The sequence below is a fragment of the Actinacidiphila guanduensis genome, assembly GCF_900103985.1.
GTDB classification, from domain to species: domain Bacteria; phylum Actinomycetota; class Actinomycetes; order Streptomycetales; family Streptomycetaceae; genus Actinacidiphila; species Actinacidiphila guanduensis.
In genome coordinates this window covers 414,617-427,519 of the sequence record NZ_FNIE01000002.1, presented here as the reverse complement: position 1 = coordinate 427,519, position 12,903 = coordinate 414,617, and the positions used below count along the sequence as shown (strand labels likewise).

12 protein-coding genes are annotated in these 12,903 nt (G+C 73.5%); 4 read left to right on the top strand and 8 right to left on the bottom strand.

The window, feature by feature from the left end; all coding sequences use genetic code 11:
- Window positions 1–85 precede the first annotated feature (85 nt).
- The 4 genes from BLR33_RS05170 to katG all read right to left on the bottom strand — a co-directional run bounded on the left by BLR33_RS05170 (window position 86) and on the right by katG (window position 5,302).
- Complete coding sequence (locus tag BLR33_RS05170; RefSeq protein WP_093783053.1) at window positions 86–766, bottom strand: cysteine hydrolase family protein; 681 nt, start codon at window positions 764–766, stop codon at window positions 86–88.
- Window positions 763–2,031: an isocitrate/isopropylmalate family dehydrogenase gene (locus BLR33_RS05165; protein WP_093783052.1), complete on the bottom strand. Its 1,269-nt coding sequence runs from the start codon at window positions 2,029–2,031 to the stop codon at window positions 763–765. Before BLR33_RS05165 ends, BLR33_RS05170 begins: the two co-directional genes overlap by 4 nt.
- Before the next feature lie 168 nt (window positions 2,032–2,199).
- Window positions 2,200–2,733 carry an EF-hand domain-containing protein gene (locus BLR33_RS05160; protein WP_093783051.1) on the bottom strand — a complete coding sequence of 178 codons (534 nt, stop codon included), beginning with the start codon at window positions 2,731–2,733 and terminating at the stop codon, window positions 2,200–2,202.
- A 352-nt stretch (window positions 2,734–3,085) separates the two neighbouring features.
- Entirely contained in the window at window positions 3,086–5,302 is a 2,217-nt protein-coding gene (gene katG / locus BLR33_RS05155; RefSeq protein ID WP_093783050.1) for a catalase/peroxidase HPI, read from the bottom strand.
- A 224-nt stretch (window positions 5,303–5,526) separates the two neighbouring features.
- Between katG and BLR33_RS05150 the strand changes: the two genes are divergently transcribed.
- Together BLR33_RS05150 and BLR33_RS05145 are read left to right on the top strand one after the other, a co-directional pair.
- Window positions 5,527–5,949, top strand: coding sequence for a Fur family transcriptional regulator (locus BLR33_RS05150; protein WP_093783270.1), 423 nt, complete (start codon window positions 5,527–5,529; stop codon window positions 5,947–5,949).
- Between the two features lie 419 nt (window positions 5,950–6,368).
- Window positions 6,369–7,775: a hypothetical protein gene (locus tag BLR33_RS05145; RefSeq protein ID WP_093783049.1), complete on the top strand. Its 1,407-nt coding sequence runs from the start codon at window positions 6,369–6,371 to the stop codon at window positions 7,773–7,775.
- Window positions 7,776–7,828: 53 nt separating this feature from the next.
- On the opposite strand, the gene BLR33_RS05140 is transcribed toward BLR33_RS05145, so the two are convergent.
- Window positions 7,829–8,638 (bottom strand): VOC family protein, encoded by an 810-nt coding sequence (locus BLR33_RS05140; protein WP_093783269.1) that lies wholly within the window; start codon window positions 8,636–8,638, stop codon window positions 7,829–7,831.
- A gap of 189 nt (window positions 8,639–8,827) precedes the next feature.
- Entirely contained in the window at window positions 8,828–9,961 is a 1,134-nt protein-coding gene (locus BLR33_RS05135; RefSeq protein ID WP_093783048.1) for an FAD-dependent oxidoreductase, read from the bottom strand.
- Window positions 9,962–10,113: 152 nt separating this feature from the next.
- Between BLR33_RS05135 and BLR33_RS05130 the strand changes: the two genes are divergently transcribed.
- Entirely contained in the window at window positions 10,114–10,788 is a 675-nt protein-coding gene (locus BLR33_RS05130) for a TetR/AcrR family transcriptional regulator (RefSeq protein ID WP_093783047.1), read from the top strand.
- A 228-nt stretch (window positions 10,789–11,016) separates the two neighbouring features.
- Here the strand turns inward: BLR33_RS05130 and BLR33_RS05125 are convergent, their stop codons facing one another.
- The gene (locus BLR33_RS05125; RefSeq protein WP_093783046.1) at window positions 11,017–11,523 is read right to left on the bottom strand and encodes a signal peptidase II; all 507 of its coding nucleotides are present in this window, start codon (window positions 11,521–11,523) and stop codon (window positions 11,017–11,019) included.
- 159 nt (window positions 11,524–11,682) lie between these two features.
- Between BLR33_RS05125 and BLR33_RS05120 the strand changes: the two genes are divergently transcribed.
- Window positions 11,683–12,714 (top strand): LLM class flavin-dependent oxidoreductase, encoded by a 1,032-nt coding sequence (locus tag BLR33_RS05120; protein ID WP_093783045.1) that lies wholly within the window; start codon window positions 11,683–11,685, stop codon window positions 12,712–12,714.
- Between the two features lie 53 nt (window positions 12,715–12,767).
- Here BLR33_RS05120 and BLR33_RS36670 read toward each other — a convergent pair whose 3' ends face one another.
- The gene (locus BLR33_RS36670; protein WP_265737016.1) at window positions 12,768–12,896 is read right to left on the bottom strand and encodes a hypothetical protein; all 129 of its coding nucleotides are present in this window, start codon (window positions 12,894–12,896) and stop codon (window positions 12,768–12,770) included.
- Window positions 12,897–12,903: the final 7 nt, after the last annotated feature.

Genomic DNA, 12,903 nt, shown 5'->3' with positions numbered 1-12,903 from the left:
GGCACCTCGCCCTGCACTCCGCCGGGCGGTGCCCCTGCCGCTTCTTCCGCCACTTCCCCTGCCGCCTGTTCCGCCGCCCCTTCCGCTACGGGCCGGTCTCCGCCGGTGCCTGCGGCCTCGGGCGCGGTACCGGTACGGGCCTCGGCTGCCACGTCCCCTCCTCCTCCGGGTGGCGCGTCCAGAGCGCCGCGTTGTCGTGGGTGGTGGTGCGGGCGCCGTAGAGGCGGCGCATGAACTGCAGGATCTGCTCGTCGCTTTGGTGCAGGGCGGTGGTGCAGTCGGTGAGGACGGTGATGTGGAACCCCTTCTGGAAAGCGGTGCGGGCGGTGCTGTCGACGCACACGTCGGTGAACACGCCCGCGAACACCAGGTGTTGGGTGCCCAGGCTTGCCAGGTGCTGCTCGAAGCCGTCGGCGAGGAAGGCGTCGAAGCAGGCGCGCTTGGTGAACACGCCCTCGCCGCAGCGGGGTTGGAGCGGTGCGGCGAACTGCGCGCCCCACGTGCCCTCCAGGCACTTGGGCGGCCGGCCGCGCGCGGCGTCGCGGTGCCGCCAACTCGCCTTCTGATGGGCCGGATCGCCGGTGAACCGTACGAACACCACGTCGGTGCCGCCGGCCCGGGCCGTCTCGACCGCCCGCTGAGTGGTGCCCACCACCGCCTCCAGCACCGCGGGGTCGCCCGGGTAGCGGGAGGCGGCGAGCGGGCCGACGCAGAAGTCGTTCTGGACGTCCACGACGACCAGGGCGGTGCCGCCGGGCGGGGTCACGGGGCCGGCGCCGGCGGCCGGGGCACGGGGCCGTACGGACGCGGCGGCGGGCCGTCGGGCTCGGGCCCGTACGGGCGGGCGGCCGGGCCGACACGGGGGCGGGGCACGGAAGCCGGGTCGCCGCTCGGCTCTTGGCCGGAAAGTTTGCCCGCATCGGAGGCCGCGCCGCCCCCTCTGCCCGCGGCCTCACCATCTGTGCCGCCGGGTCCGCCCGGCTCCAGCGCTGCCAGGAAGGCCGCCACGACCTCCGTCGTGGAGTGGCGACCGCCCAGGTCCGGTGTGCCGATGCCCTCCTCGCGGACCCGCGACAGGGCGCTTTCGGCGGCGGCCACCGCGCCCGGGCAGCCCGCGTGCTGCTCGGCGACCGCGGCGGCGGCCCGTACGGTGGCCAGCGGGTTGACGAGGTTGCGGCCCTCCAGGTCGTCCGCGGAGCCGTGCACGGTCTGGTACTCGGTGAACCCCTCGACGTCCGCGTGCAGATGGACGTTGCGGGTGCAGTGCTCCTCCTGGCGGCCGGCGCCGAAGCGGTCGAGGAGCACCACGTGCATGATGTCCGCCCACTCGTTGCCCGCGACCAGCACCGTACGGTCGGCGGGGCCGTGCGTGATGAGGTTGCGGTTGACGGTGTCCGGCTGGAAGACCCGCACCTCCACGCCGTGCCGCTCGGCGAACTCCTGCGCCCAGGTGTCCAGTACGCCGTCCAGCAGGTGGAACTTGTACGCCATCACCAGCGCGGCCGGGCCCTCACCGGGCCACTCCTGCCAGGCCCTGCGCAGCGCGTAGGCCAGCACCTTGTGGGTGGTGGCGCGGCTGAACTCCGTTGTCCTGCGCACGCTTTCGGCCCGGTGGTCGTTCTCGCCGGTGTAGAAGCCCTGCGCCTGGTCGCGCACCAGCAGCATCCTGGCGCCGGCCGCGTCGAGGGCGTCGACCTTGACGGCGTGCAGGCGGTGGCGGACGAGGTAGAGCGTCTGCGCGTTGATCGCCGTACGGAAGACCGCGCGGGTGCCGGCGGCGGCCTGCGTGCGGACGAACTGCTCGTAGTGGTCGGCGTCCTCCCGGGTCAGCCGGCGGATGTCCCCGGTGCCGTACGGGTGTTGGCGCTTGAGCGAGACGTACGAGTGGTACGTGCGCGGCGAGCGCGCCACCGTGACGGTCCTGCCGTGCCGGCGGGCGAAGGCGGCGAGGACCTCTTCGAAGACCTCGGCGACCTCCGCGCCGGTGCCGCGGCCGACGGCCAGGCCGACGGTGTACTCCGCTGCGTTCATTCCCTGACCGGGCCCCTTCGTTTCTGCTTCGTACCGGGTGCTGCTGCCGGGTGGTGACTGGTGCTGACGGGTGTTGCAGGCCACGCGCCGGGCTGATGCCGGGGCGGGTGCCGGGTTCGCGCCGGGCGGCGCTTTGCGGGTTTCTTCTGAGTTCCTTCCGGGCCGCGGTCAGGCGACGGGGCGGGCGACGAGGTGGTCGCCGGGGATGCCGGCCTTGTCGGGCGCGTAGTAGTCCTTGATCCCCTCGACCCAGGTGCGGACCGCGATCCGGTCGTCGGGGGTGGGGGCGAAGGCGTCGAACAGCACGTCGATGTTGGCGGGTTCGAAGCCGATGGCGGTCATCAGGGCGGTGAACAGGGGCCGTTCGATGAGCCCGTCGCCGTCCGGGTCGCCGAGTGCGGCCAGCGCCTCGGCGAACTCGGCGACGGTGGGCGCGAAGCGCTCGGGGGACAGTACGCAGGCGGTGTACTCCTCGAAGCTCACCACCCCGTCGCCGTTGGCGTCCAACTCCCGCAGCAGCGTGCTCCAGTAGTGCCGGAAGGCGGCCCGCATCGCCTCCGCGGCGGCCGGGGACGCCTGGGGCGCGGCGGCGACCACGCGGTCCCCCATCAGCGCGAAGTCCTCCTCGTCCAGCACCCCGTTCCCGTTCGCGTCCAGCAGTGAGAAGACGAGCGCTACCCGCTGGGTGGCCTCTGCGCGCATGGATCCGTCACCTTTCCCGTCACGTTTCGCGTCGAGCCGTCCGGCCGGGGCGCCGCCTCACCCGGCGCCCCGCCCATCGCGACCGGGTCTCGCATCCCGGCCGCAGGATGACTTCTCCACCCACCCCGCGCATATACGGTGTTTCCCCCCGCTTCCCCAAGACGGGTGCATCTCCCCCGATCCACCCCCGAGCGGACCGCGCGCGGGCTACGACCTGTCCGGCGTCTCCCGCCGGCAGCCGGGTCCGGCACCGTTGCCGGAACGCAAAAAGCGCCCGGCCCCGGGCGCTTGGGGGCGCTGCGGGGCCGGGCACTTGGCGGGCGGGAGCCGGGGGTGGCTCCCGCGGGGTGGGTCAGGAGAGGTCGAAGCGGTCCGCGTTCATGACCTTCGTCCAGGCCGCGACGAAGTCCGTGACGAACTTCTCCTTCGCGTCGTCGGCCGCGTACACCTCGGCCACCGCGCGCAGTTCGGAGTTGGAGCCGAAGACGAGGTCGGCACGGGTGCCGGTCCACTTCACGGCGCCGGTGACGGCGTCGGTGGCCTCGAACAGGCTCTGGTCCTCCGTGACCGACTTCCACTCCGTGCCGAGGTCCAGCAGGTTGGCGAAGAAGTCGTTGGTGAGCACGCCGGGGGTGTCGGTGAAGACGCCGTGCGCCGAGCCGTCGTAGTTGGCGCCCAGCACGCGCAGGCCGCCGACCAGGACGGTGGTCTCCGGGGCGCTCAGGCCCAGCAGGTTCGCCTTGTCGAGCAGCAGGTACTCGGCCGGCAGCCGGTTGCCCTTGCCCACGTAGTTGCGGAAGCCGTCGGCGGTGGGCTCCAGCGCCGCGAAGGACTCCGCGTCGGTGTGCTCGTCGCCGGCGTCCACGCGGCCCGCGGCGAAGGGCACCTCGACCGCCACACCGGCATCCTTGGCGGCCTTCTCGACCGCCGCGGTGCCGCCGAGCACGATCAGGTCGGCGAGCGAGACCTGCTTGGCGCCGGCACCCGCGTTGAACTCGCGCTGGATGCTCTCCAGGGTGCCGAGCACCGCGGCGAGCTGGTCGGGGTTGTTGACCTCCCAGCCGCGCTGCGGCTCCAGGCGGATGCGGGCGCCGTTGGCGCCGCCGCGCTTGTCGCTGCCGCGGAAGGTGGACGCCGAGGCCCACGCGGTGGTGACCAGCTGGGAGACGGTCAGGCCGGAGTCGAGGATCTTCGCCTTCAGCGCGGCGATGTCCTCGGCGTCGATCGCCTCGTAGTCCGCCTCGGGCAGCGGGTCCTGCCACAGCAGGGTCTCGGCCGGGACCTCCGGGCCGAGCAGCAGCTGCTTGGGGCCCATGTCGCGGTGGGTGAGCTTGTACCAGGCGCGGGCGAAGGCGTCCGCGAACTCCTCGGGGTGCTCGTGGAAGCGGCGGGCGATCGGCTCGTAGACCGGGTCGAAGCGCAGCGCCAGGTCGCTGGTGAGCATCGCCGGGGCGATCTTCTTGGTGGCGTCGTGGGCGTGCGGCACGGTGCCCTCGCCGGCGCCGTCCTTCGGCTTCCACTGCTTGGCGCCGGCCGGGCTCTCGGTGAGCTCCCACTCGTAGCCGAAGAGGTTGTCGAAGAAGCCGTTGCTCCACTGGGTGGGCGTGCTGGTCCAGGTCACCTCCAGGCCGGAGGTGATGGTGTCGGCGCCCTTGCCGGTGCCGAAGGTGCTCTTCCAGCCCAGGCCCTGGGCCTCCAGCGGCGCGGCCTCGGGGTCGGCGCCGACGTTGTCGGCCGGGCCGGCGCCGTGCGTCTTGCCGAAGGTGTGGCCGCCGGCGATCAGCGCGACGGTCTCCTCGTCGTTCATCGCCATCCGGCGGAAGGTCTCGCGGATGTCGCGGGCCGAGGCGATCGGGTCCGGGTTGCCGTTGGGGCCCTCGGGGTTGACGTAGATCAGGCCCATCTGCACCGCGCCCAGCGGGCTCTCCAGCTCGCGGTCGCCGGTGTAGCGCTCGTCGCCGAGCCAGGTGGTCTCCGGGCCCCAGTACACGTCCTCCTCGGGCTCCCAGACGTCCTCGCGGCCGCCGGCGTAGCCGAAGGTCTTGAAGCCCATGGTCTCCAGCGCCACGTTGCCGGCGAGGATCAGCAGGTCGGCCCAGGACAGGCTCTTGCCGTACTTCTTCTTCACCGGCCACAGCAGGCGGCGGGCCTTGTCCAGGTTGACGTTGTCCGGCCAGCTGTTGAGCGGGGCGAAGCGCTGCTGGCCGGCGCCGGCGCCGCCGCGGCCGTCGCTGATCCGGTAGGTGCCGGCGCTGTGCCAGGCCATGCGGATCATGAACGGGCCGTAGTGGCCGAAGTCGGCCGGCCACCAGGGCTGCGAGGTGGTGAGCACCTCGGCGATGTCCTGCTTGACCGCCGGCAGGTCGAGGGTCTGGAACGCGGCGGCGTAGTCGAAGTCCTCACCGAGCGGGTTCGCCACGGCGGGGTTCTTGGCGAGGATCTTCAGGTTCAGCCGCTCGGGCCACCAGCCGCGGTTGCCGCCGCCCTGGGTCGGGTGCGGTGCGCGCGTGTGGACCACCGGGCAACCGCCTTCCGGTGCCGCGTCGGCGTTCACTTGGTTCTCAGACATGAGGGTTCCTCTCCCGATCAGGCGGACGGCTGTGCTGGGCGCGGGCAGGGTGCGGTGAGCGGGCGGCCGGGCGCCGCAGCCGGCGCGGGCCTTGGCTGTCGCCGGAACCGATCCTACGATGGACGCTGTCCAAGTCAAGAAGCGAGCCAAAGGCGTATCCGATCGTAAATCGGACGTCCGCTGGTAAACTTCGGGTACCGCGCGAACCTGATGGGGTGAACGACATGAGCGACCTGCTGGAGCGCCTGCGCGGCCGCGGCTGGCGGCTGACGTCCCAGCGCCGGGTGGTCGCCGAGGTCCTCGACGGCGAGCACGTGCACCTGACGGCCGACGAGGTGCACGCCCGCGCGGCCCGCCGGCTGCCCGAGATCTCCCGGGCGACGGTCTACAACACCCTGGGCGAGCTGGTCTCGCTCGGCGAGGTGATGGAGGTCGCCACCGACGGCCGCGCCAAGCGGTACGACCCGAACGCCCACCGCCCCCACCAGCACCTGGTCTGCGCCTCCTGCGGCACCGTGCGCGACGTCCACCCCACCGGCGACCCGCTCGCCGACCTGCCCGCCGCCGAGCGCTTCGGCTTCGCGGTCTCCGCGGTCGAGGTCACCTACCGGGGCCTGTGCCCCGACTGCGCCCGAGCGCGCGCCTGACCCGACCGCGGCACCTCGCGCGCCGCCCGCACGCCCGCCTGCGGAGCCGTCGCCGGGGCCGCCGGGACCGTCCGCCGCCCCGCCAGCACACCGCCCGAAGAGTTCCCGCGGCGGCCGAGGCATCTTCCGGGCCGGTTCACTGCCGGTTCACCGCCGGTCCACAGCCGTGCCCACAGTCGGAAGCGGAGCACCGGCGCAGCGATGTGGAATCGGTCACGTGACGGCAGTGGTGCCAGGGGCGGATGAGGCCGAACGGGGCCGTTCCTGACGGAAGTTGGGGCGATTGGCGTGATTCACGAAGATCACTGGCCTTTATGGTCCTGTGACCGCCGTGTCGTAATTTCCTGCTTGCCGCGCCGGGATCGCGCGCGGGTTCGAGACGCCGTCGCGCGCACGCGCCTTCCCGCAGGAGTGGACCCATGGCAGAGCAGGACTCCCCGCCCTCCGGCAGGGCGGCGCGGGGTGTGAACCGGCGCGGCCTGCTGCAGGCCGCCGGGCTCGGGGCGGGGGTGCTCGCCGCCGGGACGATCGCCGCGGACCGGGTCGCCGCCCACCGGCACCGCGCCCCGGCCGACCCCGGCACGGCGGACGCGGCCGACGCCGCCGACCTGCCCCTCATATCCGGCCCCGACTTCCCGATCGGCCTGTTCTGGCCGCCGCACCCCTTCGAGAGCACGGAGGCCCGCTACGAGGAGATCACCGACGCGGGCTTCACCTTCCTCATCACCGGCAACTACCAGAACGACGAGGCCAGCGCGAACCAGGCGCTCGGCCTGGCCGACAAGGTCGGGCTGAAGGTGCTGGTGGCCGGCGACCCGCGGGTGCAGGCGATGGCCCAGCACCTGACGGTGACCGACGACCGTTCGGTGCCGTCCTCGCTGACGACCGCCGACGCGGCGGACTGGATGACCTCCGCTGTGGGGAACTACGCCCACCACCCCTCGTTCGCCGGCTTCAACCTCTACGATGAGCCGCCCACCACCCGCTTCCCCAACGTCGGCTCCCTGACCCGCGTGCTGCGCGACGTGGCCCCCTCGCTGCTGCCCTACGCCAACATCAACCGCGGCAACGGCGCCCGCTACCGCGCCTTCGTGCGGAAGTACCTGGACGCGGTGCGTCCGTCGTTGATCTCGTTCGACCGGTACCCGATCCTGGCCGACGGCAGCATCGACACCGCCTACTTCGACACCTGGGCCATCATCCGCGAAGCCGCCCTCACAGCCCGCATCCCCGCCTGGACCTACATCCAGTCCACCGGCTTCAACGGCCACGCCGTCCCCACCCCTGCCCAACTCGCCTGGCAGATCAACACCTCCCTCGCCTACGGCTGCAAAGGCATCCAGTACTTCACCTACTGGACCCCCGACCCCGCCCGAGGCGAGGGCTACACCCAAGCCCTCATCACCACCGACGGACAGCAAACACCCCTCTACCAAGCAGCCCGCACCCTCAACACCACCTGGCTCCAACCCACAGGACGCCAACTCAAACCCCTCACCACCGAAACCGTCCACCACGCCAACGAACCCCAACCCCCCACCGGCACCACCCCCTTCACCCCCGGCACCCACCTCACCCACACCACCGGCGACCCCGCCCTCCTCACCCTCTACACCCACCCCCACCAACAAAACGACACCCGCCACCTCCTCATCACCAACCGACACGCAGACAAGCCAGCGAAGCCCCGCGTCCAGATCAACCCGGCCTTCGCGGCAGCCTGTTACGACCCCGCCGCCGACACCTACACCCCCGTGGCCGGCATCACGCTCGCCCCCCACCTCGCCCCGGGCGCGGCCGCCCTCTACCGGCTGACCCCGGCGTGAGCCGAGCCCACACACGAGAGCCAGCCGTCCGGTGACCGAAGGCCCGACTCCCCTCAGGCGTCGGTCAGTTTCGGCATCTCGCCGGCAGTCGTGGACGGGTCGATCACCGCGAAGTGCGCGCCCTGCGGGTCGGTGAGGCTGGCGAACCGGCCGAATGGGATGGTCACCGGCCCGAATTGGAGCTTGGCGGCGCGGTCCACGGCCTTCTTCACCGTCGCGTCGCAGTCGGCCACGGCGAAGTACACGTTGACGAACGGCCGCAGCGACGGCGGGAACTGCTCGCCCATCGCCAGCCGGCCGAGCACGGCCTCCTTGGCGCCCTCAGGTGTGAACACCTTGAAGTCGACGTCCTCGCCGGTGTCGTCGGCCACCTGCTGCGCCCGGTAGGGGAAGACGTCCTTCAGGAAGGCGTCGGCCCGGTCCGGGTCTCGGGTGAACAGCTCGGCCCAGGCGTAGGAGCCGGGCTCGCCCGTCTTCTCGAAGCCGCGGTGCCGGTCGGGCTGCCAGATGCCGAGCACGGCCCCGCTGGGCTCCTTCACCAGCGCCATCGTGCCGAAGTCGCCCACCTTCATCGGCTCCATCAGCACCTGGCCGCCGGCCGCCCGCGCCTTCTCCGCGGTGGCCGCGGTGTCCGGCGAGGCGAAGTACACGCACCAGGCGGCCTCGCCCTCCTGGCCCGGCATCGGCGGTACGACGGCCGCGACCGCCTTCCCGTCGGAGTACGCCTGGGTGTAGTTGCCGTACTCCGAGGAACTCTCGCCGAACGTCCAGCCCAGCACGTCGCCGTAGAAGCTCTTGGCGCCCTCCAGGTCGGCGAACATCGCGTCGGCCCAGCACGGCGTCCCTTCGGTGAACCCGGTCATCGCGAAGACCCCCATGTCGTCCCGCTCGCGGAGGCCCGGCCGCGGACAGCGTCACCGCGGATCGGCCGGCGCTCTCGCGGTCCTCGCGGGCGCCGTGCCCGGGAGGCTCCCGGGCCGCCTCCACTTCTCACGCTAGCGATTCCCCGCCGGGCCCGCGCGCCGAGCGGCCGCCCCCGTGACCGGCGCCGGTCACCCGGTCTGCCCGGCGCCGGTGAGGAAGTCGAGGAAGCTGCGCGGCGCCCCGGGGCCCCAGCACACCTCCTGGATGCGCAGGGCGTCCTCCGCGGCCGCGGCGCTGCGCGGGAACAGCTCCTGCTCGTAGGCGGCGAGCGCGGCCTCGGTGTCGCCGGGGTGGGCGGCCAGGGCCGTACCGAGGGCGGCCCCGTCGTACATGGCCAGGTTGGCGCCCTCGCCGGAGGGCGGCATCAGGTGGGCGGCGTCGCCGAGCAGGGTCACCCCGGGCACCCGCTGCCAGCGGTGCCGCGGCGGCAGGGTGTGCAGGGGGCGCAGCACGGGCGGGGTGTCGCCGTCGGTGATCAGCGCGGTGAGTTCGGGCGCCCAGCCGTCGAACTCCCGGGCGATCCGGGCGGCGGCCGCGGCGGGATCGCCGAAGTCGAGGGCGGCGAACCACTCCTGCGGCCTGGCGAGCGCCACGTAGGTGTGGAGGGTGCCGCCGCTCTCGTGGTGCGCCTGGATCCCCTGGCCCGGCGCAGTGGCCGCCATGCCGCCGGCCCCGACCGCTTTCGCGGCCGCGGGGTGCCGGGTGGCGGCGTCGAAAAGGAAGGTCTCCACGAAGGACACGCCGGTGTACGCCGGGGTGGCCGGCGAGAGCAGCGGCCTAACTCGCGACCAGGCGCCGTCCGCGCCGACGAGCAGGCCGGTGGTCACGGTGGTGCCGTCGGTGAAGGCCACCTCGTGGCGGCCGCCGCCAAGGGCGCGCACGCCGGCGGCCTTGCGGCCCCAGTGGACGGTGCCGGGCGGGAGCGCGTCGAGCAGGATGCGGCGCAGTTCGCCGCGCTGGGCCTCGGGACGGGTGCCCGTGCCGTCGTCGGGCTCGTCGAGCAGCACAGTGCCGTCGGAGGCCAGCAGGCGGGTCGCCTCCCGCCCCGGCAGCACGATGCCGCGAAACTCCTCGGTCAGCCCGGCCGCCGCGAGAGCGGGCTGACCGGTACCGGTGTGGATGTCGAGCATGCCGCCCTGGGCGCGGGCCGCGGGTGAGGGCTCCGCCTCGTAGACGGCGGACTCGATGCCGTGGACGTGCAGGACGCGGGCGAGGGTGAGGCCGCCGAGTCCGGCGCCGATGATCGTGACGGGGGTGGTCATGGTGCTGCTCCCTCCTGGCTGCGGGCCGCCGGGCGGGCGCCTCGGCGTACCCGGCGAACTCCTGGAACGGCGTTCCAGTCCCTCCAGCCTGGAACGCCGTTCCATGCCTTGTCAAGCTGGAATGTCGTTCCAGGGCGGCTTAGGATGGCGGCATGGCCGTCAGCACGGGCCGTCCGGAGCGACGGCAGGAACCGCTCTCGCGCGAGCGCATCGTCACCGCCGCCTGCGAGCTGCTGGACACGGTGGGCGCGGGCGGGCTGACCTTCCGCGCGCTCGCCGAGCGGCTCGCCACCGGGCCCGGGGCGATCTACTGGCACGTCACCGGTAAGGCCGAGCTGCTGACCGCGGCCGCCGAGGCCGTCCTCGCCGAGGCGGTCGCCGCCGAGGACGGCGGGGCGACTCCGCAGGAGGCGGTCCGCGCCCTCGCGCTCGGCGTCTTCGACGCGATCGACGCCCACCCCTGGCTCGGCGCCCAGCTCGCCGGATCGCCCGGCGAGTCCCCGATGCTGCGGCTCTTCGAGCGCATCGGGCGCCAGGTCCGCGCCCTCGCGGTGCCGGAGCCGGCGCAGTTCACCGCGGCCTCCGCGCTGCTGAACTACATCCTGGGCGTGGCCGGCCAGAACGCCGCCAACGCCCGTACGGCGGCCGCGTCGGCCACCGGCCGCGGCGAGTTCCTGGACGCGGCGGCCACCGCGTGGTCACGGCTCGACCCGCAGGAGTACCCGTTCACCCGGACCATGGCGGGGCGGCTGCGCACCCACGACGACCGCGAGGAGTTCCTGGCCGGCATCGACCTGATCCTCGCCGGGATCACGGCGGGACGGTAGGGGCGCGACAAGCGGGGGGTGGGCGGGTCCCGGTCGGCTCGGCGGCCGCCGTGGGCCGGACGGGCGGGCGGACCGGCTCGTGCGGACATCACCGCTAGCGGCGTCCCTGCGGGGCCGCGCACGAGTCGGCGGACGGGCCCGTCACCGCGAGGCCGTAGGCGCGGGCTCGGCCGGAGCCGGTCTCAGCCCATGTGCGGCTGGAAGCGGGAGGCGGTCGGAGCCGGTCGGTCAGCCCGTGTGGGGCTGGGGCAGGGGGGTGGCGGCCGTCGGGGTGCGCATCGGGACGCCACGGAAGGTCTGGACGAGGATCACCAGCGCGCCCGCGCTCACGCACTGGTCGGCGAGGTTGAAGATGCCGGAGTTGCCGACCTGGATGAAGTCGAGGACGGCACCGCGGCCGAAGCCAGGGGTGCGGAAGATCCGGTCGGCGAGGTTGCCGCCGGCGCCGGCGGATATCAGCCCGAGGCCGACCGCCCAGCCGGTGGAGCCGACGTTGCGCGAGACGCGCGCCACGAAGCCGAGCACGCCGATCGCCAGCACCGTGAAGACCAGGGTGGCGTGCGGCGCGAAGGACCCGGCCGCCCCGGAGTTCCGGAAGGCCGTGAGGGTCACCCGGCCGCCGAGTATGTGCCGCGGCTCGCTGCCTTCCACCGTCACCGCCGCGATGGCCTTCGTGGTCTGGTCGACCGCGAAGCCCGCGGCCGCGGTCGCCCACAGCACGTACGTCCGCCGCACCGCCCACCTCCACGTCCCGCCGCTCGCCGCGGCGCCGGCCCCGTCGTACCGGACTGCCGGACTGTCCCTCTGCCCCCGACCCTACGCCGCGGCGAACGCGGACCCGGCTGCGCGGGCTGGCAGAATCGGCCGCGGGACGGGGCGAGGGAGGAGAAGGCCGTGGAGCCGAGTGCGCGCCCGCTGCGGAAGCTGGGGTTCCTGACCATCGGGCTGTTCGACGGGGCGGACCCGCGTCCGGGCCACGAGACGACGCTGGAGATCATCGAACTCGGCGAGCAGCTGGGCTTCGACAGCGCCTGGGTGCGCCACCGCCACCTGCAGTACGGCATCTCCTCGCCGGTCGCGGTGCTGGCCGCGGCCTCGCAGCGCACCAGCCGGATCGACCTGGGCACGGCGGTGATCCCGCTGGGCTGGGAGAACCCGCTGCGGCTGGCCGAGGACCTGGCCACGGTGGACGTGCTCTCCGGCGGGCGACTCAACCCGGGCGTGAGCGTCGGCCCGCCGATGCACTGGGACCGGGTCGCCCCCGCGCTCTACCCCGACACCGCGCAGGCCGAGGACTTCGGCTACGGCCGGGTGCGCCGGCTGCTGGACTTCGTCCGCGGCGAGCGGGCCGTACCGGACGGCGGCACCGAGGGCTTCGAGGTGTTCTCCGACCGGGTCGAGCCGCACTCCCCCGGGCTGGCCGGCCGCATGTGGTACGGCGGCGGGAGCCTGCGTTCGGCCCGCTGGGCGGGCGAGAACGCGATGAACCTGCTGACCAGCAGCGTGGTCAAGCCCGAGCAGAGAGCCGAGGCGCCACCCGGCGGCTGGGACTTCGCGGCCATCCAGTACGAGCAGATCCGGGCGTTCCGCGCGGCCCACCCCGACGGCGAGCGGGCCCGCGTCTCGCAGGGCCTGGTGGTCATCCCGACCGACAGCGCCTCGGCCGAGCAGCGGGCGAAGTACGCGGCCTACGCCGAGCGGCGGCTGCCGCGCACCGCCGCGCCGCAGGGCCCGGCCGGGCTGCTCTTCGCGCCCGACCTGGTGGGCACCTCGGCGGAGATCGCCGAGCGACTGCACTCGCACGCGGCCTTCCGCGAGGTGGACGAGGTCGCCTTCGCGCTGCCCTTCGACTTCGAGCACGCCGACTACGTCCAGATCCTCACCGACATCGCCACCCGCCTCGGCCCCGCTCTCGGCCGCAAGTAACCGCGCCCCCGCCCCGGTCGCCCCGGAACGGACCCACCGCCCGCGGTCGCGGCTCAGCAGTCCTGGCTGCGGCGGATGTCCCTCGTCGGGTCGGGCCGAGCAGCCGGGTCCTGGTGGGCGAGGAACCGGCCGCCGGGTCCCCCGGGGCGGAGCGTGGTGTGGTCGGCCGGCAACTCCACCATCGAATCG